Source organism: uncultured Sphingomonas sp. (assembly GCF_964237155.1).
Lineage (GTDB): Bacteria > Pseudomonadota > Alphaproteobacteria > Sphingomonadales > Sphingomonadaceae > Sphingomonas.
This window is the reverse complement of record NZ_CAXSHH010000009.1, coordinates 12,245-39,216: the sequence shown is the minus strand read 5'-3', so window position 1 is coordinate 39,216 and position 26,972 is coordinate 12,245. Positions and strand designations below refer to the sequence as shown.

Annotated in this window: 32 protein-coding genes; 19 read left to right on the top strand and 13 right to left on the bottom strand. The window is 67.0% G+C overall.

Going from position 1 to position 26,972, the window contains the following annotated elements:
• Positions 1-17: 17 nt before the first annotated feature.
• From ffh to ACFE71_RS03875, 5 genes are all read left to right on the top strand, one after another.
• Entirely contained in the window at positions 18-1,484 is a 1,467-nt protein-coding gene (gene ffh, locus ACFE71_RS03895) for a signal recognition particle protein (RefSeq protein WP_375427500.1), read from the top strand.
• 163 nt (positions 1,485-1,647) lie between these two features.
• Positions 1,648-2,064: a 30S ribosomal protein S16 gene (gene rpsP / locus ACFE71_RS03890; RefSeq protein ID WP_375427499.1), complete on the top strand. Its 417-nt coding sequence runs from the start codon at positions 1,648-1,650 to the stop codon at positions 2,062-2,064.
• A gap of 53 nt (positions 2,065-2,117) precedes the next feature.
• The gene (locus ACFE71_RS03885; RefSeq protein ID WP_375427498.1) at positions 2,118-2,240 is read left to right on the top strand and encodes a hypothetical protein; all 123 of its coding nucleotides are present in this window, start codon (positions 2,118-2,120) and stop codon (positions 2,238-2,240) included.
• Between the two features lie 46 nt (positions 2,241-2,286).
• On the top strand, positions 2,287-2,754 hold the full coding sequence (gene rimM / locus ACFE71_RS03880) for a ribosome maturation factor RimM (protein ID WP_375427497.1): 468 nt from the start codon (positions 2,287-2,289) through the stop codon (positions 2,752-2,754).
• 59 nt (positions 2,755-2,813) lie between these two features.
• Positions 2,814-3,233 (top strand): hypothetical protein, encoded by a 420-nt coding sequence (locus ACFE71_RS03875; protein ID WP_375427496.1) that lies wholly within the window; start codon positions 2,814-2,816, stop codon positions 3,231-3,233.
• Between the two features lie 20 nt (positions 3,234-3,253).
• On the opposite strand, the gene ACFE71_RS03870 is transcribed toward ACFE71_RS03875, so the two are convergent.
• Positions 3,254-4,162 carry an NAD(P)/FAD-dependent oxidoreductase gene (locus ACFE71_RS03870; RefSeq protein ID WP_375427495.1) on the bottom strand — a complete coding sequence of 303 codons (909 nt, stop codon included), beginning with the start codon at positions 4,160-4,162 and terminating at the stop codon, positions 3,254-3,256.
• Between ACFE71_RS03870 and ACFE71_RS03865 the strand changes: the two genes are divergently transcribed.
• The 4 genes from ACFE71_RS03865 to rplS are packed head-to-tail and all read left to right on the top strand — an operon-like array spanning position 4,161 to position 6,008.
• Entirely contained in the window at positions 4,161-4,517 is a 357-nt protein-coding gene (locus ACFE71_RS03865) for an AbrB/MazE/SpoVT family DNA-binding domain-containing protein (RefSeq protein ID WP_375427494.1), read from the top strand. The two genes, ACFE71_RS03870 and ACFE71_RS03865, sit on opposite strands and share 2 nt — an antisense overlap.
• The gene (locus tag ACFE71_RS03860; protein WP_375427493.1) at positions 4,514-4,891 is read left to right on the top strand and encodes a type II toxin-antitoxin system VapC family toxin; all 378 of its coding nucleotides are present in this window, start codon (positions 4,514-4,516) and stop codon (positions 4,889-4,891) included. Before ACFE71_RS03865 ends, ACFE71_RS03860 begins: the two co-directional genes overlap by 4 nt.
• Entirely contained in the window at positions 4,888-5,619 is a 732-nt protein-coding gene (gene trmD / locus ACFE71_RS03855; RefSeq protein ID WP_375427492.1) for a tRNA (guanosine(37)-N1)-methyltransferase TrmD, read from the top strand. Before ACFE71_RS03860 ends, trmD begins: the two co-directional genes overlap by 4 nt.
• Positions 5,616-6,008 carry a 50S ribosomal protein L19 gene (gene rplS, locus ACFE71_RS03850; RefSeq protein WP_375427491.1) on the top strand — a complete coding sequence of 131 codons (393 nt, stop codon included), beginning with the start codon at positions 5,616-5,618 and terminating at the stop codon, positions 6,006-6,008. Before trmD ends, rplS begins: the two co-directional genes overlap by 4 nt.
• A 60-nt stretch (positions 6,009-6,068) precedes the next feature.
• On the opposite strand, the gene ACFE71_RS03845 is transcribed toward rplS, so the two are convergent.
• The gene (locus ACFE71_RS03845) at positions 6,069-6,701 is read right to left on the bottom strand and encodes a carbonic anhydrase (RefSeq protein ID WP_375427490.1); all 633 of its coding nucleotides are present in this window, start codon (positions 6,699-6,701) and stop codon (positions 6,069-6,071) included.
• Between the two features lie 87 nt (positions 6,702-6,788).
• Between ACFE71_RS03845 and lipA the strand changes: the two genes are divergently transcribed.
• Genes lipA through ACFE71_RS03830 form a run of 3 tightly spaced genes read left to right on the top strand, consistent with a single transcriptional unit; the run spans position 6,789 to position 8,395 of the window.
• Positions 6,789-7,712, top strand: a complete 924-nt coding sequence (lipA, locus tag ACFE71_RS03840; protein WP_375427489.1) for a lipoyl synthase — start codon at positions 6,789-6,791, stop codon at positions 7,710-7,712.
• 4 nt (positions 7,713-7,716) lie between these two features.
• Positions 7,717-7,926 (top strand): hypothetical protein, encoded by a 210-nt coding sequence (locus ACFE71_RS03835; RefSeq protein ID WP_375427488.1) that lies wholly within the window; start codon positions 7,717-7,719, stop codon positions 7,924-7,926.
• On the top strand, positions 7,919-8,395 hold the full coding sequence (locus ACFE71_RS03830; RefSeq protein WP_375427487.1) for a type II toxin-antitoxin system RatA family toxin: 477 nt from the start codon (positions 7,919-7,921) through the stop codon (positions 8,393-8,395). The genes ACFE71_RS03835 and ACFE71_RS03830 overlap by 8 nt, the downstream gene beginning before the upstream one ends.
• Here the strand turns inward: ACFE71_RS03830 and ACFE71_RS03825 are convergent.
• The 3 genes from ACFE71_RS03825 to ACFE71_RS03815 are packed head-to-tail and all read right to left on the bottom strand — an operon-like array spanning position 8,338 to position 10,549.
• Positions 8,338-8,862 carry a CinA family protein gene (locus ACFE71_RS03825; RefSeq protein ID WP_375427486.1) on the bottom strand — a complete coding sequence of 175 codons (525 nt, stop codon included), beginning with the start codon at positions 8,860-8,862 and terminating at the stop codon, positions 8,338-8,340. The genes ACFE71_RS03830 and ACFE71_RS03825 overlap by 58 nt on opposite strands.
• The gene (locus tag ACFE71_RS03820) at positions 8,859-9,398 is read right to left on the bottom strand and encodes a hypothetical protein (RefSeq protein ID WP_375427485.1); all 540 of its coding nucleotides are present in this window, start codon (positions 9,396-9,398) and stop codon (positions 8,859-8,861) included. The genes ACFE71_RS03825 and ACFE71_RS03820 overlap by 4 nt, the downstream gene beginning before the upstream one ends.
• Positions 9,395-10,549, bottom strand: a complete 1,155-nt coding sequence (locus ACFE71_RS03815; RefSeq protein WP_375427484.1) for a bifunctional 2-C-methyl-D-erythritol 4-phosphate cytidylyltransferase/2-C-methyl-D-erythritol 2,4-cyclodiphosphate synthase — start codon at positions 10,547-10,549, stop codon at positions 9,395-9,397. The genes ACFE71_RS03820 and ACFE71_RS03815 overlap by 4 nt, the downstream gene beginning before the upstream one ends.
• A 79-nt stretch (positions 10,550-10,628) precedes the next feature.
• Here ACFE71_RS03815 and dusB point away from each other — a divergent pair, with 79 nt between their 5' ends.
• The 7 genes from dusB (at position 10,629) to hflX (ending at position 19,727) form a co-directional block, all read left to right on the top strand.
• The gene (gene dusB, locus ACFE71_RS03810) at positions 10,629-11,627 is read left to right on the top strand and encodes a tRNA dihydrouridine synthase DusB (protein ID WP_375427483.1); all 999 of its coding nucleotides are present in this window, start codon (positions 10,629-10,631) and stop codon (positions 11,625-11,627) included.
• On the top strand, positions 11,596-12,669 hold the full coding sequence (locus ACFE71_RS03805; protein WP_375427482.1) for a nitrogen regulation protein NR(II): 1,074 nt from the start codon (positions 11,596-11,598) through the stop codon (positions 12,667-12,669). Before dusB ends, ACFE71_RS03805 begins: the two co-directional genes overlap by 32 nt.
• Positions 12,666-14,081, top strand: a complete 1,416-nt coding sequence (ntrC, locus tag ACFE71_RS03800) for a nitrogen regulation protein NR(I) (protein ID WP_375427481.1) — start codon at positions 12,666-12,668, stop codon at positions 14,079-14,081. The genes ACFE71_RS03805 and ntrC overlap by 4 nt, the downstream gene beginning before the upstream one ends.
• Before the next feature lie 69 nt (positions 14,082-14,150).
• Positions 14,151-16,373, top strand: a complete 2,223-nt coding sequence (locus ACFE71_RS03795) for an ATP-binding protein (protein ID WP_375427480.1) — start codon at positions 14,151-14,153, stop codon at positions 16,371-16,373.
• 5 nt (positions 16,374-16,378) lie between these two features.
• Entirely contained in the window at positions 16,379-17,755 is a 1,377-nt protein-coding gene (locus ACFE71_RS03790) for a sigma-54-dependent transcriptional regulator (RefSeq protein ID WP_375427479.1), read from the top strand.
• Between the two features lie 197 nt (positions 17,756-17,952).
• A complete protein-coding gene (gene hfq / locus ACFE71_RS03785) occupies positions 17,953-18,438 on the top strand; it encodes an RNA chaperone Hfq (protein ID WP_375427478.1) in 486 nt (161 codons plus the stop codon).
• Positions 18,435-19,727: a GTPase HflX gene (hflX, locus tag ACFE71_RS03780; RefSeq protein ID WP_375427477.1), complete on the top strand. Its 1,293-nt coding sequence runs from the start codon at positions 18,435-18,437 to the stop codon at positions 19,725-19,727. Before hfq ends, hflX begins: the two co-directional genes overlap by 4 nt.
• Here the strand turns inward: hflX and mazG are convergent.
• Genes mazG through ACFE71_RS03740 form a run of 8 tightly spaced genes read right to left on the bottom strand, consistent with a single transcriptional unit; the run spans position 19,708 to position 26,939 of the window.
• A complete protein-coding gene (mazG, locus tag ACFE71_RS03775) occupies positions 19,708-20,439 on the bottom strand; it encodes a nucleoside triphosphate pyrophosphohydrolase (RefSeq protein ID WP_375427476.1) in 732 nt (243 codons plus the stop codon). The genes hflX and mazG overlap by 20 nt on opposite strands.
• Positions 20,440-20,479: 40 nt before the next feature.
• On the bottom strand, positions 20,480-21,067 hold the full coding sequence (locus ACFE71_RS03770) for a TIGR02281 family clan AA aspartic protease (RefSeq protein ID WP_375427475.1): 588 nt from the start codon (positions 21,065-21,067) through the stop codon (positions 20,480-20,482).
• Positions 21,064-21,828: an MBL fold metallo-hydrolase gene (locus ACFE71_RS03765; protein ID WP_375427474.1), complete on the bottom strand. Its 765-nt coding sequence runs from the start codon at positions 21,826-21,828 to the stop codon at positions 21,064-21,066. The genes ACFE71_RS03770 and ACFE71_RS03765 overlap by 4 nt, the downstream gene beginning before the upstream one ends.
• Complete coding sequence (locus ACFE71_RS03760; protein ID WP_375427473.1) at positions 21,825-22,601, bottom strand: TatD family hydrolase; 777 nt, start codon at positions 22,599-22,601, stop codon at positions 21,825-21,827. The genes ACFE71_RS03765 and ACFE71_RS03760 overlap by 4 nt, the downstream gene beginning before the upstream one ends.
• Entirely contained in the window at positions 22,601-24,151 is a 1,551-nt protein-coding gene (metG, locus tag ACFE71_RS03755; protein ID WP_375427472.1) for a methionine--tRNA ligase, read from the bottom strand. The genes ACFE71_RS03760 and metG overlap by 1 nt, the downstream gene beginning before the upstream one ends.
• 24 nt (positions 24,152-24,175) lie before the next feature.
• Positions 24,176-25,159 carry a DNA polymerase III subunit delta' gene (locus ACFE71_RS03750; protein ID WP_375427471.1) on the bottom strand — a complete coding sequence of 328 codons (984 nt, stop codon included), beginning with the start codon at positions 25,157-25,159 and terminating at the stop codon, positions 24,176-24,178.
• Positions 25,156-25,779 (bottom strand): dTMP kinase, encoded by a 624-nt coding sequence (gene tmk / locus ACFE71_RS03745; RefSeq protein ID WP_375427470.1) that lies wholly within the window; start codon positions 25,777-25,779, stop codon positions 25,156-25,158. Before tmk ends, ACFE71_RS03750 begins: the two co-directional genes overlap by 4 nt.
• A complete protein-coding gene (locus tag ACFE71_RS03740) occupies positions 25,776-26,939 on the bottom strand; it encodes a D-alanyl-D-alanine carboxypeptidase family protein (protein WP_375427469.1) in 1,164 nt (387 codons plus the stop codon). Before ACFE71_RS03740 ends, tmk begins: the two co-directional genes overlap by 4 nt.
• Between the last annotated feature and the right edge of the window lie 33 nt (positions 26,940-26,972).

Here is a 26,972-nt window from a genome sequence, read left to right as displayed (position 1 = left end):
CGACACGGAGTGAAGCCATGTTCGAGAGTCTCAGCGACAGGTTAGGCGGCGTCTTCGACCGCCTGCGCGGCCGCGGCGCGCTGACGGAGGCCGACGTCCGCACCGCGATGCGCGAGGTTCGCGTCGCGCTGCTCGAGGCGGACGTGGCGCTCCCCGTCGCGCGCGATTTCGTCGAGCGCGCCATGGAAAAGGCGATTGGCCAGAACGTGCTCCGCTCGATCACCCCGGGGCAGCAGGTCGTCAAGATCGTCAACGACGCGCTGGTCGAGATGCTGGGCGCCGACGAGTCCGCGCTGGCGCTGGACGTTTCACCCCCGGCGGTCGTGATGATGGTCGGCCTTCAGGGCTCCGGCAAGACGACCACCACCGCCAAGATCGCGCGTCGCCTGAAAGGGCGCGAGGGCAAGAAGGTGCTGATGGCGTCGCTCGACGTCAACCGCCCGAACGCGCAGGAGCAGTTGGCGACGCTTGGGCTTCAGACCGAGGTCGCGACGCTCCCGATCATCGCGGGCCAGCAGCCCGTCGAGATCGCCCGGCGCGCGCTCCAGGCGGCGAAGCTCCAGGGCTTCGACGTGCTGATGCTCGACACGGCCGGGCGCACCAGCATCGACCAGGCGCTGATGGACGAGATGCGGTCGGTCGCCGACGTCGCGCTCCCGCAGGAGATCCTGCTCGTTGTCGACGCGCTGACCGGCCAGGACGCGGTCAACGTCGCGACCAACTTCTCAGGCCACGTGCCGCTGACGGGCGTGGTGCTGACCCGCATGGACGGCGACGCGCGCGGCGGCGCGGCGCTGTCGATGCGCGCCGTCACGGGCAAGCCGATCAAGTTCGCGGGCACGGGCGAGAAGCTCGACGCGCTGGAGGCGTTCCACCCCGAACGCGTCGCGGGCCGCATCCTGGGCATGGGCGACGTCGTCTCGCTCGTCGAGCGCGCGGCCGAGTCGATCCAGCAGGAGGACGCCGACCGCATGGCGGCCAAGCTGGCGAAGGGTCAGTTCGACATGAACGACCTGCGCGCGCAGCTCGCCCAGATGCAGCGCATGGGCGGCCTGGGCGCGCTGGCGGGCATGATGCCCGGCATGAAGCAGGCCCAGGGTCAGCTGGCGCAGGCCGGCGGCGACAAGATGCTCGTCCATATGGATGCGATGATCGGATCGATGACCCTCAAGGAGCGCGGCAAGCCCGAGCTGATCAACGCCAAACGCAAGATCCGCATCGCCAAGGGCTCGGGCACGACCGTCCAGTCGGTCAACAAACTCTTGAAGATGCACCAGGAGATGTCGACCGCCATGAAGAAGTTCCGCAAGATGGGCGGCATCAAGGGCGTGATGGCGATGCTCGGGAAAGGCGGACCCGGGGGCGGCCTGGGCGGCCTGGGCAACGCCCTCGGCGGCCAGGGGATGGGCGACGTGATGGGCAAGCTGGGTGGGCCCGCCGGGCTGCCCGGCCTGCCTGGTGGCCCCAAGTTCGGCAAGAAATAGCGATCACGTTCTCTCCAACCCCCACCCTTCAACCGTCATCCCAGCGACCCGTAAGGGCGGAGTAAGCCAACGCTTGGATCTCGCTGAGGGGAGGGCACCACCAAACGGTAACCAGTGTCCCAGCCTTTGCTGGGATGACGATTAGAAGAAGGATTAGACTACCATGGCCATCAGCATTCGCCTGTCGCGCGGCGGTTCCAAGAAGCGTCCCTATTACCGCATCGTCGTCGCCGACGTGCGCAGCCCCCGTGACGGCAAGTATCTGGAGAAGATCGGCACCTATAATCCGCTCCTCGCCAAGGATTCGGACCAGCGCATCCAGCTCGACGCCGACCGCGCGCGCCATTGGCTGTCGGTCGGCGCGCAGCCGACCGACCGCGTCGCGCGCTTCCTCGACCAGGCGGGCGTCCGCGAGCGCGAGTCCCGCAGCAACCCGACCAAGGGCAAGCCCGGCGAAAAGGCGACCGAGCGCGCCGAGGAGCGCGCCGCCAAGCAGCAGGCCGCCGACGAGGCCGCCGCCGCCCCGGTCGAGACGCCCAGCGACGCCCCGGCCGAGCCCGAAGCCGCGACCGCCGAATAACGGCACCAGGTCGGCGTCGGTGCGTTGTTTCTGTTCACAGGAGCACCCGACCGATGCCGACCGACCCCGACCATGACCAGACCCCCGACCACGACGCCGACAACCAAGGCGTCTCGGCCCCCGACCCCGCCGAAGGCGCGGATGACGCACCCGACGCCGGCAGCCCCGCCGGTTGATGAAGACTCCCTCTCCCCCGCAGGGGAGAGGGCCGGGGAGAGGGGAGTGCAGAACACCCCCCGCCGCGTCGTCCTAGCCGCGATAGCCGGCGCGCACGGCATCACCGGCGAGGTTCGCCTCAAGCTCTTCACCGACGACCTGACCCCCTACAAGCGCTTCAACGACGGCGCGCTGACGCTGGTGTCGCTCCGCATCGCCCCGAACGGCGCGATCGCCCGCTTCGCCGAAATCCCCGACCGCACCGCCGCCGAACGGATGCGCGGAACTGAATTGACGGTCGTCCGCGACGAGCTGCCGCCGCTTGCGGAGGGCGAGTTCTACCACGTCGATCTGATCGGTCTTGCGTGTGAGACGGAAGCAGGTAATCCGGTCGGCCACATTGTCGCAGTCGAAAACTTCGGTGCCGGCGACATACTTGAAGTCGAAAGGTCGAACGGAAAACGGTTCATGGTGCCGATCAACGCTGCGACGATCGGCGCTCACGTCATGGTGCATCAAGCCTTTACGGAATGAGGTTACGGAGTACGACCGTTCTAAATCGCTGATCCGTCATTTCGAGTACTGGAGCTTAGATGGGGAACGCCTTATGGCTGGTGCTGGCACTACCAAAATGGTATTTCAGCACTATTCTCGCTCCGCTGTCAGCGGGACCGCTTACTATCGTGCCCGCCATTGGCGTGATATGTCTGGTGATTGGCACCGCACTTGGCATACTTCGAAAACAAAAGCTACTGCTGGCGTTTATCGCGCCATTTTTGCTAAGTGAGCTGTTTGTAGCAATATCTGGATTTTATCGCGGTCGACTGCCTGGGAGTGCTGGCAACAGCATACTGCTCATCTTCCTACTGCTGACTTTAATAACGTCGAGTTACGTTCTCTATCGCGCTAAAGGTGCAAGACTTACTGGTACCCTGCTATTCGTCTTTAGCCTGACCTATGCTCTTTTTGCGGCTTTCGTCGCTGCGATGTCCTTCTCAGACAGCTGGTTGTGACCGGGCGTAGAACTTCTCGTTCACCGTACCAACGCCCGCTGCTCCGCCATGTCGTTCCTGATCGTCACCGCCGCGACGCTGCCTTCGCCCATCGCGTGGCTGATCTGGTCGAGCCCCTTCACCACGTCCCCGGCCGCGTACAGCCCCGCCACGCTGGTCCGCTGGTGGTCGTCCACCACCAGGGACCCGTCGCCCGACGCGTCCGCGCCCAGCGATACCGCCAGTTCCGACCGAATCACCGACCCCAGCGCCGGATAGACGCTGTCGAAACTCAGCTCCCCGCGCGGCGTCGGCACCGTGATCGTGTCGCCATCGAGCCGAAGTGCCGCGCACGGCCCGCCCAGCGCCTCGACGCCCAGTTCGACCAGCTTGGCGCGCTCCTCCTCCGACAGCTCCAGATCGGTATCCGGCGCGATCAGCGTCACGTCGCGCGTGTACATGCGCAGGAACACCGCTTCCTTGAACCCGTGCGTGCGGTTGCCGATCACGCCGACGCGCTTGTCCGTCACCTCGTACCCGTCGCAGATCGGGCAGTAGCGCAGCAATCCCCGGTCCATCGCCGCCTGGTGCAGTTCGGGCGCGATCGGCGGCGACTTGTTCACCACGCCCGTCGCCAGCAGCACGGTGCGCGCGCGGACCGCCTCGCCGTCGATCGCCGTCGCCTCGAACCCGTCCTCGACCTTGGCCACGCGTTCGATCACCCGTTCCTCGACCGCGACCCCGAACTCCGCCGCCTGCTCGCGCATCTTGGCGAGCAGCTCGGTCCCCGGGATCCCCCCCGGATACCCCGCATGGTTGTGCGTGCGCGGGATCCACGTCACCCGGCTCTCCCCGCCATCGACGACGCGCACCTTCAGGTGGAACCGCGCCAGGTAGATGGCGGCGGTCATGCCGGCGGGACCCCCGCCGATGATGAGGCAATCTTCCATGGGCGATCCAATGGGCGGGGTGGAGGAGGGTTCCTTGCGACTTCCGCCGGCCGAGTATATACGGGATGTATGCACGGAGGTGACGATGGGCAATCAGTACAAAGCGAAGACGTTCCAGTCCGGTAATTCGGTCGCGTTGAGGTTGCCGGCGGCGTTGGGGGTCGAGCCGGGCCGCGACATGCTGGTCGACGGGAATGCCGACGAGTTCGCGGTCAAGCGCGTACCCGCACCGAAGCGGAAGATCGACTTGACCGGCATCTGGGGTTCCGTGCCGGACTTTGGTTCGCATCTACCAACTCGCCGCGAGTTCGAAGATCGGCCGAGCGCGGCGGAGGCGGATCATGAAAAGGCGTGAGTGAGGCGTCGCACCTGCTCGATTCCAGCATTCTCGTCCACCTGCTCGAAGGCCGGCCGGCTGTCCTGCTAAAGCGGGTTCAGATGTCGGACGAAGGATCGCTCGTCGTGTCCACGATCGCCTATGCCGAGGTCATGCTCGGGGCGGTCCGGGCGGACAGGGTCGAGCAGGCCGAGCGGCTGATCCGACGTTTTCCCCTGCTGCCCTTCGACGAGGCGGCGGCTGAGCGATATGCGTGGTTGGCCTTCAAGCGCGGCAGTTTCGATCGGCTGATCGCGGCGCACGGGCTCGCATTGGGTCTGCCGGTCGTGACCGCCAACACCCGCGACTTCCGCGACATCCCCGGCTTGACGGTCGAGAACTGGACCGAGTGACGTTCGCCGCCACCGTCCTCACCCTGTACCCCGCGATGTTCCCCGGCCCGCTCGGGGTCTCGCTCGCCGGCCGCGCGCTGGGCGAGGGACGGTGGTCGCTCGACGCCGTGAATATCCGCGATTTCGCGACCGATCGGCACCGCTCGGTCGACGACACGCCGGCCGGGGGCGGGGCGGGGATGGTGCTGCGCGCCGACGTGGTCGCCGCCGCGCTCGACAGCGTCGGGGGTAGACGTCCGGTCCTCGCCATGACTCCGCGCGGCCGTCCGCTGACCCAAGCCCGCGTCCGCGACCTCGCGGGGGGTCCCGGCGCGATCGTCCTGTGCGGCCGCTTCGAAGGCTTCGACGAACGCCTGTTCGACGCGCGGGCGATCGAGGAGGCGTCGATCGGCGATTACGTCCTATCGGGCGGCGAGATGGGCGCGCTGGTCCTGCTCGACGCTTGCGTCCGCCTGCTCCCCGGCGTAATGGGCGCGGCTTCAAGTGGGGTGGATGAGAGCTTCGAAAGCGGCCTCCTCGAATATCCTCACTATACCCGACCGCAGATGTGGGAAGGGCGCGAGATCCCGCAGGTGCTGCGATCGGGGGATCACGCGAAGATCGCCGCCTGGCGCAAGCACAGGGCGGAGGTCGATACACGGCTAAGGCGGCCGGACCTTTGGGAGCGCCATGTCGGCGTTCGGGTCGGGTCGCCCTCTGGCGCGCGGCGACACGAGGACGACGCATGAACATCATCCAGCAGCTCGAAGCCGAGCAGATCGCCAAGCTCACCGCCGACAAGACCCACCCCGAATTCCGCCCGGGCGACACGCTCCGCGTCGGCGTCAAGGTCGTCGAGGGAGAGCGCACCCGCGTCCAGAATTACGAGGGCGTGTGCATCGCCCGCTGCAACCGCGGCATGGGATCGAGCTTCACCGTCCGTAAGATCAGCTTCGGCGAGGGCGTCGAGCGCGTGTTCCCGCTCTATTCGCCCAACGTCGACTCGATCGTGGTGATGCGCAAGGGCGCCGTGCGGCGCGCCAAGCTCTATTATCTGCGCGGCCGCACCGGCAAGTCGGCGCGTATCGCGGAGCGTCGCGATCCGCGACCCGCAAAGGGTACCGTCGCCGCCGAATAGGCCGGTTGATTTCCGAATGTGAAGGGCGTGGCGGCGATGGCCGCCGCGCCCTTCTACGCATCAGGCGGGGTTGAACTCGCCGTCCGCGTTCATCACCTGGAGCTCGCCGCTCGCGATCTCGAACCACGCGCCTTGCAGCTTCAGCGTTCCCGCCTCCACCCGCTCACGCACGAACGGGAACGTCATAAGGTTGGCGAGCGACTGGCGTATGCCTTCCCATTCCAATTCGCGCTGCGCCTCTGGACCTTCGGCACCCATCCGCTCGACCACCCGGTCGCGCGCGTCGTCGAGGATGCCGACCCAGTCCGCCACGAAACCGCCTTCGCCAGGCTTCGCGCCCTCGAACAGATGGCCGATCGACGCCTTGACGCCGCCGCACGACGCGTGGCCCATCACCACGATCTCGGGCACCTCCAGCTGCGTGACCGCGAACTCCAAGGCCGCCGACACGCCGTGCAATCCCGCGGTCGTCTCGAACGGCGGCACCAGGTTGGCGACGTTGCGCACCGAAAAGATCTGCCCGGGCGCCACATCGAAAATTTGCGCGGGGGAGACCCTACTATCCGCGCAGGCGATCACCATCACCTTGGGACTTTGCGACTTGGCGAGTTCGGCCCAGCGCTCCCGTTCGGTGGCCCATTTCTGCTCGTGAAAGCGGTGATACCCCTGGATCATGTTCGCGAAGCTGGCCATCGTTCCTCCTGCGGGTTGTTAATCCACGCCAACTAGCGCCTCGCGCGTGAGTTGTGGAGCCGCCGCGTGCTCGCTATCTCGCGATCCATGAACGACATGTCTCCCGTCGCCCGTGCCCCCCGTGAGCGCAAGCCCGACTGGATCAGGGTCAAGGCCCCGACCAGCGTCGGTTTCGCCGAGACCAAGGCGCTTATGCGCCGCCTGGGCCTCTCCACCGTCTGCGAGGAGGCGGCCTGCCCGAACATCGGCGAATGCTGGACCAAGAAGCACGCCACCGTGATGATCCTGGGCGACACTTGCACCCGCGCCTGCGCCTTCTGCAATGTCAAGACAGGGATGCCCCGCGCGGTCGACCCGCTCGAGCCGATGCACACCGCCACCGCCGCCGCCGAGCTCGGGCTGGAGCACATCGTCGTCACCTCGGTCGACCGCGACGACCTGCCCGACGGCGGCGCGTCGCAGTTCGTCAAGGTGATCGAGGCGCTCCGCCGCACCACGCCGACGACCACGATCGAGATTCTCACCCCCGACTTCCGCAACAAGGCGCAGGCCGCCGTCGAGTCGATCGTCGAGGCGGGCCCCGACGTCTACAACCACAATCTCGAGACCGTGCCGCGCCTCTACCCGACGATCCGCCCCGGCGCGCGTTACTACGCCTCGCTCCGCCTGCTGGAGAGCGTCAAGCGCCACGACCCGTCCATCTTCACCAAATCGGGCGTCATGACCGGCCTCGGCGAGGAGCGGATGGAAGTCCACCAAGTCATGGATGACATGCGTTCCGCCGACATCGACTTCCTGACGATGGGCCAGTATCTCCAGCCCACCCCGCGCCACGCCAAGGTCATGGAGTTCACCAATCCCAAGGCGTTCGACGCGTATGCGGCGATAGCCCGCGCGAAGGGGTTCCTGCTGGTCGCGGCTTCACCGTTAACCCGGTCGAGCTATCACGCGGGCGCGGACTTCGCTAAGCTGAAGTCGGCTCGGGAAGTGAAGCTCGGAATGGTGAGGTGATCGCATGGCAATGATGATGTCCAGCCTTTATGACGCGCTACGTACTGCTGGGGCCGGTGACGAGAGCGCGCGCAAGGCTGCCGAGGAGGTTGCTGGGTTTGAGAATCGCTTCGCCAAGGTGGAGGGCGAGCTGGCGGTCCTCAAATGGATGGTCGGGTTTGATCTCGCATTGACTGCGGCGGTACTGGCCAAGCTCTTGACCTTAGGTGCCTAGCCACCAGGAGACGCGGGTTCTCCCCTACACTCCCGAACAGATGTTCGACCTCGTCGCCGACGTCCGCGACTATCCGAACTTCCTTCCCTGGGTGATCGCGCTCCGCATCCGCCGAGACGACGCCACCGACACGCTCGCCGACATGATCGTCGGCTTCAAGGGCCTGCGCGAGACGTTCACCTCGCGCGTGGCCAAGCAGCGCCCCGACCATATCCACGTCGATTATGTCGACGGCCCCTTGAAGCATCTGCGCAACGAATGGAGCTTCCGTCCCGATCCGGTCGGCTGCGCGGTCGACTTCTCCGTCGACTTCGCCTTCAAGAACCGCATTTTCGAGAAGCTGGCGGGCAAGGTGTTCGAAACCGCGCTCAGCCGCATGATCGGCGCGTTCGAAGCGCGCGCCGCCGAACGCTACGGCGTCTCCCCGGAGATCGGCAATAGCAGCTCCAGCGCGCAGAGCGCCGCCTGAAGCCTGATCCCGCCGCGTCCCCGGTCGCCGAAGTCACGGCGGATCGCATGCACGTCGACCGGATCGCCGCCCTTCTCCGCGCGCGCGAACACGACGGTCCCGACCGGCTTCCTCGCCGACCCGCCGCCCGGCCCGGCGACGCCCGTCACCGCCACCGCCACGTCCGCGCCGCTCCTGGCCAACGCGCCCTGCGCCATCGCCCAGGCGACCGCGATCGACACCGCGCCAAATGTTTCGATCAGGTCGCCGCGCACGCCCAGCGCCGCCGTTTTCGCCTCGTTCGAATAGGTGACGTACCCCGCCTCGATCACGTCGGAACAGCCCGCGATCTCCGTCAGCGCCGCCGCCACTAGGCCGCCCGTGCAGCTTTCCGCCACCGCCACCCGCCGACCGGCCGCTCGGTTCAACTCCACCACGCGCCGCGCCGCCTCGACCAGCTCATCGGGCAGGATGGTGTCGGCGTTCACCGCCCCCCTCCCGCTTGGGCTGCGTCCGGGCACAGCGGCAAGTCGGGAACGTCGACCCGCTGTCCCTTGGCCCGCTGCGCCTTGAGATAGGACAGCGACGTCACGACCATCCCCGCCACGTTGCGCGGCGGCAACGGCTCTAGCTGCGCCACCAAACGGTCGATCGTTCCGCAATCCTCGACGACGATGCGCCCGACCAGCTGCGGAACGATCAACGACACGATCACCGGCCGCGCGAAGTCCGACCCGAGCAGCATGTCCGCCATCCCAAGCGACAATTTACCCAACACCGCCCGCGCGCGCGGCCAAGCTTCGTCCGCCGCCGCGTCGTACTTGGCCAGGAAAGGCCCCGACGAACGCCGCACCAGGCTCCCCGCCGGCAACCGCTCCGCGCAGACCCGCCCCGTCTCCCGGATGATCTGCGGCATCGCCACCAGCGCGAACGCTTCCGCCTCCGCCGCGGTCACGCAAGCCCGCTGCGCCCGGGCGGGGGAGGCGAGCAGGGCTAAGGCCGCGAGCGCCGCCGCCGTTCTCACGCGGGCACGCGTACAGTCGCCGCCGCCTGCGCCGCGATGCCCTCGCCCCGGCCCGCGAAGCCCAGCCGCTCGGTCGTCGTCGCCTTCACGCTCACCTGCTCGGGCAGCAACCCCAGCAACTCCGCTATCCGCGCCGTCATGGCCGCGCGATGCGGGCCGATCTTGGGCGCTTCGCAGATGATCGTCAGATCGACGAACTCGATCTCGCCACCCCGCGTTCGGACCAGCCCGGCGGCGTGGCGCAGGAACTGCCCGGACTCCGCCCCGCGCCATCGTGGATCGCTTGGCGGGAAATGCGTCCCGATATCGCCCGCCGCGACCGTACCCAGCAAAGCATCGGTCAGCGCGTGGAGCGCGACGTCCGCGTCGCTATGACCCGACAGTCCTTGCGTATGCGGGATCAATACTCCGCCGAGCCACAGCTCCTCGCCATCCTCCAGCCGGTGGACGTCGAAGCCCGTCGCCGTCCGCGTCCGCCACGCGGCGTCCGCGCGCGCGTCGGCCAGCGCGAAATCGGACGGGTAGGTCACCTTGTCGAGCACGGGGTCACCCTGCACCAGCGCGACCGAGCCGCCAACCCACCTGACCATCTGCGCGTCATCGGTCGCCTCCTCGTCCACGGGCCAGGCGGCATGCGCGCCGAGAATCGCGTCGAGCCGGAACGCCTGCGGCGTCTGCACCCGCCACAAGCCGGCGCGGGGCACCATATCGCCGAGCACGTCGTCGCCGCGCGCGAGCGTATCGGCGACCGGCAGGGCGGGAAGGGCCCCTTGGTGCTCCCTTAGGGCATCGATCACCGCCCCGATCACCCGTCCGGGCACGAACGGCCGCGCGGCGTCGTGGATCAGCACGCGCGTCGCCTGCCGCGCCGTAGCCGCCCCGAGCCCATGCGCGACCGACTCTCGCCGCGTCGCGCCGCCCGCGACGGTCGTCACTTCCGGCCCGACCGCCAGGCGCGCGGCGTCCGCCATGCCCGGCGCGACGACGAGCACGACCTCGTCGACTAGCGGGTGATCGGCGAACGCCCGATAGGCATGCGCGACCATCGTCCGCCCACCGACGCGCCGGAACTGCTTGGGCACGTCCCCGCCCGCGCGTGACCCGCCACCCGCAGCCACGATGATCGCGATCGTTCGTTCCGCCATGTCCATCCGCGCCGCCTAGCCGACGCCCACCGACCTTGCCAGCGGCACCGCTACCGCGTACCTGCCCATTTTTCAGGCAATCACGATGCGTACGCTCCCGCCCCTCCGGATCGGTCCCATCAGAATCCAATCGCCCGTGATCCTGGCGCCCATGACCGGCGTCACCGACCGGCCGTTCCGCACACTCGTCCGTCGCTACGGGTCGGGGCTTAACGTGACGGAGATGATCGCCAGCCAGGCGATGATCCGCGAGACGCGCCAATCGCTGCAAAAGGCGGCGTGGGACCCCGTCGAGGAACCCGTGTCGATGCAGCTTTCCGGCTGCAGCCCCCATGAGATGGCCGAGGCCGCCAAGCTGAACGCCGACCGCGGTGCGGCGATCATCGACATCAACATGGGCTGCCCGGTCAAGAAGATCGTCAACGGCGACGCGGGCAGCGCGCTGATGCGCGACCTGAAGCTCGCCGCCGCGATCGTGGACGCGACGGTCAAGGCGGTCGACGTGCCCGTCACGCTCAAGATGCGGATGGGCTGGTGCCACGACAGCCTCAACGCCCCCGAACTCGCCCGCATCGCCGAGGATCTCGGCGTCCGGATGATCACCGTCCACGGCCGTACCCGCAACCAGATGTACAAGGGCTCGGCCGACTGGGCCTTCGTGCGCCGGGTGAAGGACGCGGTCACCGTCCCGGTCATCGTCAACGGCGACATCCGCACGATCGAGGACGCCGACGCCGCGCTCGACCGGTCGGGCGCGGACGGTGTGATGATCGGCCGCGGCGCGTACGGCCGCCCCTGGCTGCTGGGGCAGATGATGGCGTGGTTGGCCGCGGGTCGACGCCTGCCCGACCCGTCTTTCGATGAGCAATATCGCGTGATCTCACATCATTACGACGCGATGCTCGACCATTATGGCGCGGAAGTCGGGGTCAATATGGCACGCAAGCACATTGGCTGGTACACGCGCGGCATTCCCGGTTCGGCCGAGTTCCGCAACCGCGTCAATCAGGAATCGGATCCCCTCCGCGTCCAGGCGATGCTGGCGGACTTCTATGCCCCGCACCGCCATCTCGCCGCGGCCTGATCCGATCCTCGGGCCGGACGGCGCGGCGCGGCCGGATTGGCCCGATCTGTTCGGGGCCTTGCCGGTCGGGATCCTGCTCATCGACCCGGAAGGCCGGGTCGCGCGCGCCAACGCGACCGCCGAACAGCTGCTGAACCTGTCCGAACGCACCATGAAGGGCCAGGCCCTCGCCGAACTCCTGCGACTGCCGATAACCGAGGCCGTCGCACGCGGCGACGATCTAGCGATCTACGACGTCGGGATCGCTGTCGGTGAGCGGACGGTGCGGCTCGACCTTACCGCCGCCGACGTCGCCGACTGGCCCGGCTGGCGAGCGGTCGCGCTCCACGCCGCCGGCTTCCGTCACCTCTCGGACCGGCCGGAGGCGGGCAGGGTGGCCGTCGGCGCCGCCGCCATGCTCGCCCACGAGATCAAGAACCCGCTCTCGGGCATCCGCGGCGCGGCGCAACTGCTCGGGTCGAACGAACTGACGACGCTGATCGTGACGGAGGTCGACCGCATAGCGGCGTTGATCGACCGGATGCAGCTTTTCACCGACATTCGTCCGCTGCCGCTCTCGGCCGTGAACATCTACCCCGTCCTCGCGCATGCCCGCGGCGTGGTGCTGGCCGGCGTCGCGCGGGACATCGTGATCGAGGAGCGTTTCGATCCTTCGCTTCCGGCCGTCCTGATCAACGGCGATGCGTTCGTCCAGGTTCTGCTAAACCTTCTTAGGAACGCGGCGGAAGCACTTGTTGATACGGCTGATCCGATCATCGTAATTACCACCGCCTATCGTCACGGCGCCACCCGTCGCATAGGTCAGGATCGTCAGCTTCCGGCCCTTCCGATCGAGGTCTGCGTGATCGACAACGGACCGGGTCCGCCGCCCGAGATCGCCGAACAGCTGTTCGACCCGTTCGTGTCGGGCCGTCGCGACGGCACGGGCCTGGGTCTCGCGCTCGTCGACAAGCTCGTCCGCGACATGGGCGGCCTCGTCCGTTACGGGCGCGAGCATGGGCGTACGGTCTTCCGCGTCCTCCTCGCCCGCGCGCCGACGTGAGCCGAGTCCTGGTCGTCGACGACGACGCCGCCATCCGCACCGTGGTCGCCCAGGCGCTCCGCCGCGCGGGTCACGACGTGACGTTGGCCGCGTCGCTGGCCGAAGCCGATGCGGCCCGCGCCCGCGTCCGTCCGGACGTCCTCGTCACCGACGTGAAGCTCCCCGACGGCGACGGCCTCGACCATCTCCGCTCGTTGGGCGAGCGGGACGCCAAGCTCCCCGTCATCGTGCTGTCAGCCCAGAACACCCTGTCGACCGCCGTCCGCGCGTCCGAGGCGGGTGCCTACGACTATCTTCCCAAGCCGTTCGACCTCCATGCGTTGGTGTCGGCCGTCGACGCCGCGCTCGCGAGCGCCGGGACCGTACCGACGGACCCGATCGGGGAGGAGGAGGGCGCGCTTCCGCTGCTTGGGCGGTCGCCGGCGATGCAGGCCGTGTACCGGGTGATCGCGCGCGTCGTGTCGAACGACCTTACCGTGCTGATCTCCGGTGAGTCCGGCACCGGCAAGGAGCTGGTCGCCCGCGCGATCCACGATCTCGGGCCGCGCCGCGCCGCGCCGTTCATCGCCATCAACATGGCGGCGATCCCCCGCGACCTGATCGAGGCGGAGCTGTTCGGTCACGAACGGGGCGCATTCACCGGCGCGGCCACGCGCGGGATCGGCAGGTTCGAGCAGGCGGCGGGAGGCACCCTGTTCCTCGACGAGATCGGCGACATGCCGCTCGACGCTCAGACCCGCCTCCTGCGCGTCCTGCAATCGGGCGAGTTCACGCCCGTCGGGGGCGCTCGCCCGATCCGCGCCGACGCCCGCATCGTCGCCGCCACCAACCGCGACCTTGCGACCCGGGTGATGGGCGGACAATTCCGCGAGGACCTGTTCTACCGTCTCAACGTCGTCCCGATCGAGCTACCGCCGCTTCGCGACCGCAGCGGCGACGTCGCGCTCCTCGCCCGCCGCTTCCTGGACAGCGCGGCCGCGCAAGGTTTGTCCCACAGGCGTCTCGACGAAGACGCGGTCAGGCTGCTCGAGACGCATGACTGGCCCGGCAACGTCCGCGAATTGGAGAACCTGATGCGCCGCTTGGCGGTGCTGGCGCGGGATGAGGTGATCGACGCCCGATCGGTGCGCGCGGTGATCGGAACCATGACGGGGAGGGCGATCGAGGATCCCGGAATCGGCTCCGCGGTCCGGGCGCTGATAGAACACATCGCCGACGAGCGCCCAGGCTCGCTGACCGATGGCACGCTCTACGCCCGCGTCATCGACGAGGTGGAAAGACCCCTCATCGAAGCGATGCTGCAGCGTTACGGCCGCAATCAGCTCCGTACGGCCCGCGCGCTTGGGATCAATCGCAACACGCTACGCAAGAGGTTGGTCTCGCTGGGCTTGGTCGATCAGGCCGGCGGATAGGCTCACCTGCGCCTACTCAGCCATATTATGTGGTTTCCCGGCAACACGGGACCTTGTAGGACGGCGTGGATGAATGCCGCTGCGGTGCCCGACCTCGATCAGGATGAAACCGCCGATCGGCTGAACGTCACGCCCGCTATGGAGTTCGCGGTGCTGGCCGGGGCGATCGTCGTGGCGGTGGCGAGCTATTCGATCATCGCGTCGTCCGCCGCTCCTGGACGTTTGCGTACGCCGCTGCTGATCGCCCTGCTTCTCGTGGCCAATCTCGTTCCGGGCGTGCTGCTGATGATGCTGTTCGGCCGCCGTGTCGCCAAGCGGCGCGCGGCCGCATCGCCGGTCGGCGGCACCGGACGGCTGCATGTGCGCCTGGTCGCCCTGTTCTCCACGATGGCGGCGGTGCCGATGCTGCTGGTCACGATCGTCGCATCGTTGCTATTCCAATACGGCGTACAGTTCTGGTACTCGGACCGGGCGAGCGGGATGCTGGAGAACGCGACCGGCCTCGCTCGCACGTCCTATCTGCAGCAGCTCGAGCGTTGGCGCGAGGCCACGCTGACCATGGCGGACGACATGAGCTACCAGCTCCGCCAGGAGCCCATCGACGGTCCGGGTTTCCCCACTTTCTTCGTGCAGCAGGTTTATTATCGCAGCCTGTCGGAGGCCGCGATCTTCACTGTATCGCCGCGTGGCGAAATTCGCACGCTGGCCTTGGTCAATCCGTATGAAGTGGAACTCGCCAAGCGTCTCACGCCCCGGGCGCTCGCGCGGTTGCAGGCCGGCGAACGCAGCGTCGTTGCCGTGACCGGCGACCGGATCCAGACGATCACGACGATCCCGGGCGGCGACCGGCTGCTGCTGTATGCCGCGCGGGTCGGCGACACCAAACTGATGCTGGAGCAGAATGCGCGCGCCGAGGCGGTCACCGCCGACTATCGCGCGCTCCTGGCGCGAGCGCGTAAGCTTCAACTCCAATTCAACGCGGCGCTTCTGCTGGTCTCGCTTCTGATCGTCGGGATCGCCGTTTGGATCGCATTGCAGGTGGCCGACAAGCTCGTCGCCCCCGTCGGCGAGCTAGTCGGCGCGGCGCGGCGTGTCGCGCGAGGCGACTTGTCGGCGCGCGTACCTGACCCGCGCAGCCGGGACGAGGTCGGCACGCTCGCCCGGGTGTTCAATCAGATGACGGGGCAGCTCGAACAGCAGAACACCGCGCTTGTCTCCGCCAACGCGCAACTCGAGAACCGCCGCGCCTTGATCGAGGCGGTGATGGCGGACGTGTCCGCCGGCGTGATCGCGACCGCCCCGCACCGAACCATCCAGATCGCCAATCGTTCGGCGGGTGCGCTGCTGGGGGCAGGAGAACTGGTCGGTCGTCATCTTGGCCAGGTCTCGCCCGAACTCGACGCGTTGCTGGACGGCGGTCAGCGTGAAGGAGTGGTCCAGATCGGCCATGGCGTCGACGCGCGGACGCTGGCCGTACGCATCGCGCGTGCGCAGGCCGGACCGATCCTGACCTTCGACGACATCACGCAGCAGCTCGCCGATCAGCGCCGCGCCGCATGGTCCGACGTAGCGCGCCGGATCGCGCACGAGATCAAGAATCCGCTCACCCCAATCCAGCTCGCCGCCGAACGGCTCCAGCGCCGTTATGGCGGCAAGGTCGAAGAAGGCGATACGACCTTTGCTCGCCTGACGGAGACGATCGTGCGGCAGGTGGGCGATCTTCGCCGCATGGTCGACGAGTTCTCATCATTCGCCCGCATGCCCAAACCGGTATTCCGGGAGGAAACAATCGTCGACATCGCGCGTCAGGCGATCTTCCTGCACGAGGTCGCGCACCCCGCCGTTGGTTTCAATTTGGACCATGACGATCCCGAGCCGTCGCTGGTCTGTGATCGCCGTCAGATTGGCCAAGCTTTGACCAACATCGTCAAGAACGGGGTGGAGGCGATCGAGGCTAAAGGGCAAGGCGCGGGCGTGATCGCGTTGTCGGTGAGGCGGCGGCAGGATCAGGTCGCAATCGTCGTAGAGGACGACGGCGTCGGTCTGCCACCGGACCGCGAACGGATCGTGGAGCCGTACATGACCACGCGCGCACGCGGAACCGGCCTGGGGTTGGCGATCGTCAAGAAGATCGTCGAGGACCATCACGGGACGATCGATTTCGCCGATCGGCTCGGCGGCGGAACGGTCGTGACGATGCTGTTCGATGTGGCCGTGCTCTCCGCGTTGAGTGCGGGCGTGGGCCGGACAGAAGACGATGAGCTTACATCCCTCGCGATGAATCGGACCTGATCACCATGGCGCTCGACATCCTTGTCGTCGACGACGAGCTCGACATCCGCGAACTGGTCGCCGGCGTGCTGGAGGACGAAGGGTACCATCCGCGCGTCGCCGCCGACAGCGAGTCCGCATTAGAGGCGATCGCCACCCGCCGCCCGTCGCTGGTCCTGCTCGATGTCTGGTTGCAGGGGTCCAAGCTCGATGGGCTCGAGCTTCTGGACGAGATCAAGCGTCGCGACCCCTCGATCCCGGTGCTGGTCATCTCGGGCCACGGTAGCCTGGACACGGCCGTCGCGGCCATCCGCAAGGGTGCGGCGGATTTCATCGAGAAACCGTTCGAGGCCGAGCGCCTGCTGCTGCTCGTCGCGCGCGCCACCGAAACGGAAAGCTTGCGCCGGGAAGTCGCGTCGCTTCGCGTCTCGGCCGGCCGCGAGAACGACCTGACGGGAAGCTCCAGCGCGATCAACGGCGTCCGCGCGACTCTGAAGCGCGTTGCGGGTACAGGGAGCCGTGTCCTGATAATGGGTCCTGCGGGGGTGGGCAAGGAGGTGGCCGCACGGCTGCTCCATGGATGGAGCCAGCGTGCCGACGCGCCGTTCGTGATAGTCAGTGCGGCCCGCATGACTCCCGAGCGCGTCGAAGAGGAGCTTTTCGGCGTGGAGGATGGGGGCGATCTCATCCGGCCCGGCCACCTCGAGCAAGCGCACGGTGGCACGTTGTTCCTCGACGAGATAGCCGACATGCCTATCGCGACGCAGGCGCGCATCCTGAGGGTCCTGACCGATCAGAGCTTCTCGCGCGTCGGCGGAACGCGCGTCGTCAAGGTCGACGTTCGCGTCGTGTCCGCGACATCACGCGACCTTACGGTCGAGATAGCCGAGGCGCGCTTCCGCGAGGACCTGTATTACCGCCTCAACGTCGTGCCCGTGGCGATCCCGTCACTAAGCGAACGGCGCGAAGACATACCGGCGCTGATCCAGCATTTCCTGGTGCATTATGCGAATGAGCGGCGCGTACCGACGCCCGAGATCGCCGCCGACGCTATGGTCGCGCTGCAAAGCTACAACTGGCCGGGTAACGTTCGCCAGCTGCGCAACGTCGTCGAGCGTACCGTGATCATGGCGCCGGGCAATCGGATCGGACGCATAGACATCGATCTGCTGCCTGCGGAGGTGCTCGGCGATCAGGGTGACATCGCGAGCGCTGGAACAGGCGCGATCATGGGCGCGCCACTCCGCGAAGCTCGGGAAACGTTCGAGCGCGAGTATCTCCGCGTCCAGATCCGTCGTTTCTCCGGCAACATTTCCCGCACAGCCAGCTTCATCGGCATGGAGCGATCCGCACTCCATCGAAAGCTCAAGCTGCTCGGGATCACGGAGACACGGGACGATTAGACGGATGTAGCGGAGTCATGATTCATTGAAATACGGCTCTCACCATGAGACGGACGGAACGACTTGGTGCGTTGCGGGCTTGTGCCTCGGGACGTATCGATGAACGATAGCCACGCCGAGCCGCACGCTCGGCTCTCCGACGCCGGGAAACGGCGCAATCGCGGGGCACCGACCTCGCCGTGACAAGGGCACCGATCATGGCCGACAAGCAGAGCTCGCTTCAGGACTTGTTCCTCAATGCGCTTCGCCGTTCGAAAGCTCCCGTCACGATGTTTCTCGTGAAGGGCGTCAAGCTTCAGGGCATAATTACCTGGTTCGACAATTTTTCGGTACTGCTGCGCCGGGACGGTCAAGCGCAACTGATCTATAAGCATGCGATCTCCACGATCATGCCGGCCGGCCAGCTTGACATCGAGCCGTTTGTGGAAAGCTCTCGCAAGCAGCCGTCCTTACAAGAGATATTTCTCTCCGCCGTATGTCGATCGGAGGACAGCGTGACCATGTTCCTCGTCAATGGAGTCATGCTTCAAGGTCAGATCGTCGCCTTCGACTTGTTTTGCATGCTTCTGCAACGTGAGAATCTGATGCAGCTAGTCTACAAGCATGCGGTTTCGACCATCCAGCCCGCGCGTCCGCTCGATCTAAAGGGTGAAGCCGCAGGCGGCGAGGGCGAGGTCGCTTGACGCAAGGCTTCGAACGCGATCGGGACGATTTCGCGCGGGGCGCACGGGTCATCGTCGTACTTCCCGATCAGGGCGGATCGAACCGCGATCCCGAGGCTCGCCTTGCCGAAACCGCGGGCCTTGCCGCGGCGATCGGCTTGGTCGTGGCCGACCTCGTCCATCTCCGCGTCCGTGCGCCCAGACCGGCGACGCTTATCGGATCGGGACAGGCTGAGGAACTCGCGACGCGTGTCCGCATGGAGGACGCGCAGCTCGTCATCTTCGACGCGGCCCTGACTCCGGTGCAGCAACGCAACCTGGAGACCGCGCTGGAGGCGAAGGTGATAGATCGCACCGGCCTGATCCTCGAGATCTTCGGCGAGCGCGCGGCGACCGCGGAGGGGCGCCTGCAGGTCGAGCTCGCGCATCTCGACTATCAGGGCGGGCGTCTAGTCCGCAGCTGGACGCACCTTGAGCGCCAACGCGGCGGATTTGGTTTTCTCGGCGGCCCCGGCGAGACGCAGATCGAAGCGGATCGCCGCTTGATCCGCGACCGCATGGCGCGCCTTCGCCGCGAGCTCGATCAGGTTACCCGTACGCGCGGGCTTCACCGCGAGCGGCGACAGCGCGCGCCCTGGCCGGTGATCGCGCTCGTCGGTTACACCAACGCCGGCAAGTCGACGCTGTTCAATCGATTGACCGGGGCCGACGTCATGGCGGAGAACCTGCTCTTCGCGACGCTCGACCCTACGCTCCGTCAGATCGCGCTGCCCGGCATCGACAAGGCGATCCTGTCCGATACGGTCGGGTTCGTTTCCGACCTGCCAACGCAACTCGTCGCCGCTTTCAAGGCGACACTGGAAGAGGTGATCTCAGCCGACCTCCTGATCCATGTCCGCGACATCGCCCATCCCGATAGCGAGGCGCAACGGTCGGACGTGGAAGCGGTGCTGACTGAATTGGGGGTAGGGGAGACTACCCCGCGTTTCGAGGCGTGGAACAAGTTCGACCTGATCGCCGCCCATGGTCGCGACGACCTGCTGGAACAGGCGGAGCGACGGGACGACGTGGTCGCGATCTCCGCTCTTCGCGGCGACGGCGTCGAGCGGCTTCTGCAACAGGTCGCGGTCAAGCTCACCGTCGGACATCGCCGCTACAGCATCGCGGTCGAGGACGCGGACGGTGCGGGTCCGGCCTGGCTCTACGCGCATGGCGAGGTCCTGGAACAGCGGGTCGAGGAGGGACGTACGACTTACGACGTACGGCTATCTCCGACGGACTACGAACGGTTCAACCAGAGAGCGCTTTGACGCGCGACCAGAGCGCCTCCATCTCACCAAGAGACAGATCTGGGAAGTGCTTGCCGGCGATCGCTTCCATGCTCGCGAAGCGACGTTCGAACTTGGCGTTCGCCCGGCGGAGCGCGGCCTCGGGATCCACGTTCAGGTGTCGCGCCCAGTTCACGACGGAGAACAGCAGGTCGCCTAGTTCTTCCTCGACGTGATCAGGCGAAGCCGCGTCGATCTCGGCGAGTTCCTCATCGATCTTCGCGCGCGGTCCGCTCGCGTCCGGCCAGTCGAACCCAACGTAGGCCGCGCGCGTTTGCAGCTTGCCGGCACGCGACAGCGCCGGTTGTCCAAGCGCGACGCCTGCTAGCGCGCCATCACTGTCGACGGCGCGCTCGTTCGCCTTGATGGCCTCCCAGCCGGGAGGAACGGTCGCGTCGCCGAAAATGTGAGGGTGACGTCGCTCCATCTTGTCCGAAATGGCGGCGATCACGTCGGGAAGGGCGAACAGGCCGGCTTCCTCGGCGATCCTGGCATGGAACACGACCTGGAGCAGAAGGTCGCCGAGTTCGTCGCGGATGTTGGCGAAGTTGCCGTGCTCGATCGCATCGACGACCTCGTAGGCTTCCTCGATCGTGTAGGGGGCGATCGTCGCGAAGGTCTGGGCGCGGTCCCATTCGCAGCCGTGTTCGGGGTCGCGGAGACGGGCCATGATGGCGGTCAGTCGGTCCAGCATCGGCGTCATCCACCAAATTGATAATATATATTATGTAAAACTAGGCTGCGTTTGTCGGTGTCATGATCAACGTTCGACCCTCGACGCGCCAGGACGCCAGGCGCGACAGGAAGTTCATCCCGATCACGTCGACATCCCCGAACGCGGACGACACGACAACCCGCAGGTGTTCCGTCCGCACCGATCCGACCTGGACCTGGTCGGCCGTGCCGCGTCGCGCCGCGACGGTGCCATTGGCGGTCCGCAGCACGATCGGGAGCCCGCCCTCACCCGCATCGATGCCCGCATCTCGCGCCGTCTCCTCGGAGATCGCGGTCAGCGTGGCGCCGCTATCGACCAACATTCGCCGACCGACGCCATTGATCGTCACTCTGGCCCAAAAATGGCCATCTGGGCTCATGCGGATGCGCGTCTCGCGACCGACGACCTTTTGATCGTCGAGCAGACGACCGATGTCGGGTAACCGATCCCTATATTGGACGGCCGCCAATCCTACGCCGAAGATGGCGACCCAGCCGACCAGCGAACGCAATGTCCGGCCCAGCGACGGCCGACGCGCGAACAGCGCTGACAAAGGCAGCAACAACAGCAGACCGTAAATAACGAGATCGACGGTGCGATCGGTCATACCGTGACCGTCAGGCCATCATAACCAGGCTCGACACCTCGCGGCAGCTCGCCGACCAAGGTCGCGTAGTCCATGCTGTGGTCCATATGGATCAAGATAGTGCGTTTCGGTCGTAATTCCCCAACCCAGCCGAGCACCGTCGAAAGATCGGCGTGGCTCGGGTGCGGCTGTTTGCGCAACGCATCGACGATCCAGACATCGAGCCCCGCATAAAGTGCGCGAAGATCGTCGGTCATGTCGCTGATATCGGTGGCGTAGCCGATCGCGCATCCGTCCGCCTCGAACCGCAACCCCGTCGATGTCGCCCATCCATGTGGCTGATCGACCACCGACACGGCCATTCCACCCAGGGTGATCCGATCGGGCAGCGGTGCTATCTCCGCCGTCGCCGGATATCCCGTCTTGCCCTCGAAGACGTAGGCGAACCTCGTCCGCAGGGAGTCGAGCGTCGACGGTCGCGCATAGCAGAGCACCGGTCGCCCGAGCGCGTGGTAGACCTGTCGCAGATCGTCGATCCCGTGGCAGTGATCGGCATGGTCATGCGTCCACAACACCGCGTCGAGGCGGGCGACCTCGGCGGCGAGAAGCTGCTCGCGCATGTCGGGGCTGGTGTCGACGAGCACGCGCATGCCTGCGTGTTCGACGAGGAGCGACGCGCGCGTCCGGCGATTTCGCGGCTCGGCCGGATCGCATGCGCCCCAGTCGTTGCCGATGCGCGGGACCCCCGACGAGGTGCCCGAACCCAGGATACGCGCCCTCACCCGGCGGTCTTGGCGAACAGCCTGTGGAAGTTCCGGGCGGTCCAAGTCCGTAGTCGTTCCTCGCCCTCCCCGCGCAGTTTAGCCAAATACGCGGCCGTGTCGGCGACGAACGCAGGCTCGCCCCGCTTTCCCCGGTTCGGCACGGGCGCGAGGAACGGCGCGTCGGTTTCGATCAGCAATCGGTCGAGCGGGATGCGGGACGCGATATCCTGCAGGTCGCGGGCGTTCTTGAATGTCACTATGCCGGAGATGGAGATGAATAGTCCGAGTTCCAGGGCGATGTCGGCGAACGCGCCCGTCCCGGTGAAGCAGTGGATCACCCCGTCGAAACGTCCGCGGGTCATCTCGTCGCGCAAGATCACCGCCGTGTCGTCCTCCGCATCGCGCGTGTGGACGACGATCGGCAGACCCGTCTGGCGCGCGGCGGCGATATGCGCGCGAAAGCTCGTCCGCTGCCGATCGCGATCGGACCGATCATAGTGGAAGTCGAGGCCCGTCTCGCCCAGCCCGACGACGCGCGGATGGCGCGCTCGCTCGACCAGCTTCGCGGTATCGACCCCTGGATGCTGGTCCGCCTCATGCGGATGAACGCCGACCGTGGCCCAGACATCCGGCTCGCGCTCGGCGGTGGCGATCACGGCGTCCCACTCCGATTCACGGGTCGAGATGTTGAGCATCGCCGTGACCCCGCGCGCGCGGGCGCGGGCGAGCACGGCCTGCTGATCATCGACCAGACCTTCGTAATTCAGGTGGCAATGGCTGTCGGCGAGCATCAGGTCGCCTGTACCGGAAGGTCCAACCGCGGGAAGACCGGCGCCGGTGGAGCGATCCGGAAGCCACTTTCGGCATGGCGGTCGTACCAGGCGTCGTCTTCGATGTCGGCATGGGTCCGCGCGGTGGCCCCGATCTGGTCCAGCACCCTCCCCGCACCCTCCGGCACGACTGGCAGGATCGCGATGCCGAGCATGCGGATCGCGCGGACGAGCGTGCGCAGGACGGCGTGCATCCGGTCGGGATCGATCTTGCGGAGCGCCCAGGGCGCCTGCGCATCGATATAGCCGTTGCAAGCGAAGACGCCGCGCATCCAGGCCTCGATCCCCTGGCTGAGCATCAGGTCGCCAAATGCGGCTTGCAAGCCCGCGCACGCGACCACGACCTCCTCTATTAGTGCGCCATCGGCCGGGTCGGCCCTGCCTGTGTGCGGAAGTTCGCCTTCCAAGTTCTTGGCGATGAACGACAAAGTACGTTGCGCGAGGTTGCCGAAGCTGTTCGCCAATTCGGCGTTGACGCGCGCGACGATGGCCTCTGCGGAGTAGCTGCCGTCCTGGCCGAAACTGACGTCGCGCAGCAGGAAATAACGGAGCGAGTCGACCCCGAACGCTTGGGTTAGATCGCCTGGATCGACGACGTTGCCGACCGATTTCGACATCTTCTCGCCCCGGTGCAGGACGAAGCCGTGCCCGAAAACCGATCTGGGAAGCGGCAGGCCCGCAGAGAGCAGGAAGGCGGGCCAATAAACGGCGTGGAAGCGCACAATATCCTTGCCGATCAGATGCAGATCGGCGGGCCAGTAGCGCCAATCGCCCTCCCGTTCGGGATAACCCAAGCCGGAGATGTAGTTGGTCAACGCGTCGACCCAGACATACATGACGTGGTCGGGCGAGCCCGGCACCTTCACGCCCCAATCGAAGCTGGTGCGCGAGACCGACAAGTCAGACAAGCCGCCCTCCACGAAGCGCGTCACCTCGTTACGGCGCGAGTCGGGTCGGACGAAATCGGGATCGGCGGCGTACAGGTCCAGAAGCGGCTGCTGGTAGTTCGAGAGCCGGAAGAACCAGCTTTCCTCGACTGTCCATTCGACAGGCGTTCCCTGCGGCGAGAGCCGTGTCCCGCCCGCGCCGACGACCAGTTCCTTCTCATCGTAATAAGCTTCATCGCGGACCGAATACCAACCCTCGTAGCGATCCTGGTACAGGTCGCCCTTGGCCTTCATCGCATCCCACAGCGCCTGACTTGCGGCGTGGTGCGCGGGTTCGGTCGTGCGGATAAACCGGTCATACGAGATGTTCAGGTCGTCGCACATCGACCTGAACAGGCCCGACATCTCGTCGGCGAGATCGGACACGGCGCGATCCGAAGCGCGGGCGGCCTGAACCATCTTGAGCCCGTGCTCGTCGGTGCCTGTCTGGAAGCGGACGTCGCGGCCGGCCTGGCGCTGGAAACGAGCGATCGCGTCGGCGGCGATCGCCTCATACGCGTGGCCGATATGAGGACGCCCGTTCGGATAGCTGATCGCGGTGGTGATGTAGAAGGGTTCGCCCATGCCAGCCGTCCCTAGAGCATCGGGTCAGGCCCGTGAACCCAGCCGCGCTAGGATGCCGGCCATCTCGAAGACGGTCGCCTGCGGGTCGAGCGACAGGCCCGTCGCCGCGCCCGCCAGATCGCGCGCGTCGCGGTGCGCGTCGAGCGCGACGAGCAGGTCCGGACCGGTACGGGTGCGCGCCGCCGCCGCGATGGCGGCGGGCGCGCGGTCAAGGAACAATTGGTAGCGGGGCTGCGCCGCCTTTAATGACAAGGTCTGGGCGAGCCCGCTCCGTTCGGCGTCTCCGGAATGTCCGGACGAGACGAGGCGATCGATCGACGCATCCAACGCGGCGATGTCCAGACCGGCGAAGCGAAGTGCGGCACCAGGCGCTCCCTTTCCCGCCTGCGCGGCCGCCGCCAAGTCCTGCGGCGCGGCGTCGGCGAGCGCGGCCGAAATGATCCGACGCACATCGTCCTCACCCAGCGGCGAGAACCGAAGCTGCCGACAGCGCGATCGGATGGTCGGCAGCAATCGGGCGAGAGCGTGGCTGACCAGCAGGAAAATTGTCCCCGCAGGGGGCTCCTCAAGGCTCTTGAGCAGGGCGTTCGCGCCGCTGCGCTCGAGATCGTCGACCGCATCGATGATCACCACGCGTCTGGGGCCAAGCGCGGGGGTCGTCGCGAACAGCGGGTGAAGCGAGCGCACCTGATCGATCGTGATCGATCGCGCGCTGGTCTCCTGGCCCGTATCGGCGATCTTGGTCAGGCGATCGAGCAAGCGCAGATCAGGATGCGAGCCCGCATCGATCAAAAGGCGAGTCGGATGGTCGGCCGCGATGTCGAGCCCCTCGCCGCGCGGCGGGTTTCCACTCGCCTCCGCGAGCAGGCGAGCAGCGGCGGCGTGTGCGAAGGTGGCCTTGCCGACGCCCTCCGGCCCCGTCAACAGCCAGGCATGGTGCAGCGAACCGCTCCGCATCGCGCCGAGGAACGCGGCCGTGGCCGCGGCGTGGCCGACGAGCGACGTCATGGCAACAGGTCGCGCAGCTCCGTCCAGATCGCGCTCGCGACCTGCCCTGGTCCGCCTCCCGCCGGGATCCGCCGAACCCTGGCGGGTTCGCGGGCGGCGATCGCGTCGAAGGCGGTCGCGACGCGATCGTGAAAGGCGGCGTCTCTAGCGACGAAACGGTCGGCGTCAGCCCCGTCGCGTTCGGTGGCGCGTTCCAAGCCACATTTCGGCGAAAGCGCGAGAAGCATCGTGCGATCGGGAAGCAGCCCGTGCGAGCCGAAGGCGTGCAGCGCGAGGATGTCGGCGTCGTCAATCCCGCTTGCGCCCTGATAGGCGCGGGTGGAGTCGACGAAGCGGTCGCAAACGACCCATGCGCCCGCAGCGAGCGCGGGTTCGATCAGTTTTTCCACGTGATCGGTGCGGGCGGCGGCGAAGAGCAGCGTCTCGGCGCGCGCGCTCCAGCGACCCTGGTCGCCATGCATGAGCAGCGTGCGCACCGCCTCCGCACCCTCGCTGCCGCCCGGCTCGCGGGTCAGGACCACGCGCAGGCCCCTGGCTTCCAAGGCGGTCGCGAGGAGGTGGGATTGGGTAGACTTGCCGGCACCTTCCCCGCCTTCAAGCGTGACGAAGCGGCCTCTCACCCGAGAAGGGAGGTCAGGCCCGCCCAGGCGCGGCCGAGGAAGCCCGCCTCGCCGACATCGACCTCCGCGACGAGCGGGAGGCGCTGGACGGGCATGTCGGGCGAGATGACCACGAGATCGGCGATGTGCTGCCCGGCCTTGATCGGAGCCCGCACAGGGCCGGCATAGACGACCTTGGCGCTGATCTCCGGTGCGGCGCCCGCGGGAAGCGTGACGGTCAGGTCGCGGGGGGCGACGAGGCCGACCTCGCCCGCGTCGCCGAGCTGAACGTCGGCGGTCTGGACGCGGCGGCCCTTCGCGACGACGGGCTTCGCCTGCCAGGCGCGGTAACCCCAGTCCATGAAGCGGACCGATTCCTCCGCGCGCTCGCCCGAGCTGGTCAGGCCGGCCATGACCATCACCAGGCGGCGGCCACCCTGGTCGGCCGAGCCGGTGAAGCCGTAGCCCGCTTCCTCCGTATGACCGGTCTTCAAACCGTCCGCGCCCGCGACGCGGCCGAGCAACGGATCACGATTCCCTTGCGTGATGGCGCTGCCGCCCATCGTCTGGCCCCAGGTGAAATCGCGGCGCGAATAGAACTGCTTATAAAGCCTGGGATGGTCGCGGATCGTCGCGCCGGCGAGCTTGGCGAGGTCGCGCGCCGTGACGTAGGTGACGCCGTTGTCGGGCCAGCCGTTCGACGTGCCGAAGTTGCTGCCCGCCAGCCCGAGCCGCTTGGCGGCGCGGTTCATCCGCTCGGTGAAAGCCTGTTCGGAGCCGGAAATACCCTCCGCCAGCACGACGCAGGCGTCGTTCCCCGACAGCACGACGATGCCGTATAGGAGGTTGGCCAGGCTGACATTCTCGTTCGCCGACAGGAACATCGTCGACCCCGCCGCCGGGCCGTGCCAACGCCGCCAGGTCTCCGGACGAACGGTGAAGGTCTGGTCGAGGCGAAGCTCGCCCTTCTTGATCAGGTCGAAGGCGACGTAGACCGTCATCATCTTGGCCATCGAGGCGGGCGGCATGCGGCGGTCGGCGTCGCGTTCGAAGAGCACCGCACCCGAGGACAGGTCCTCGAGATAGGCGACGGGCGCGGGCGTCTGGAACTGCGGCGCGGCGGCGCTGGTCGGATAGGCGAGAGCGCCGGCGAGGACGGGAGCGAGGGCGAGGATCTTCATGGGCGGACAATCCGGGGATGAGATGGATCAATT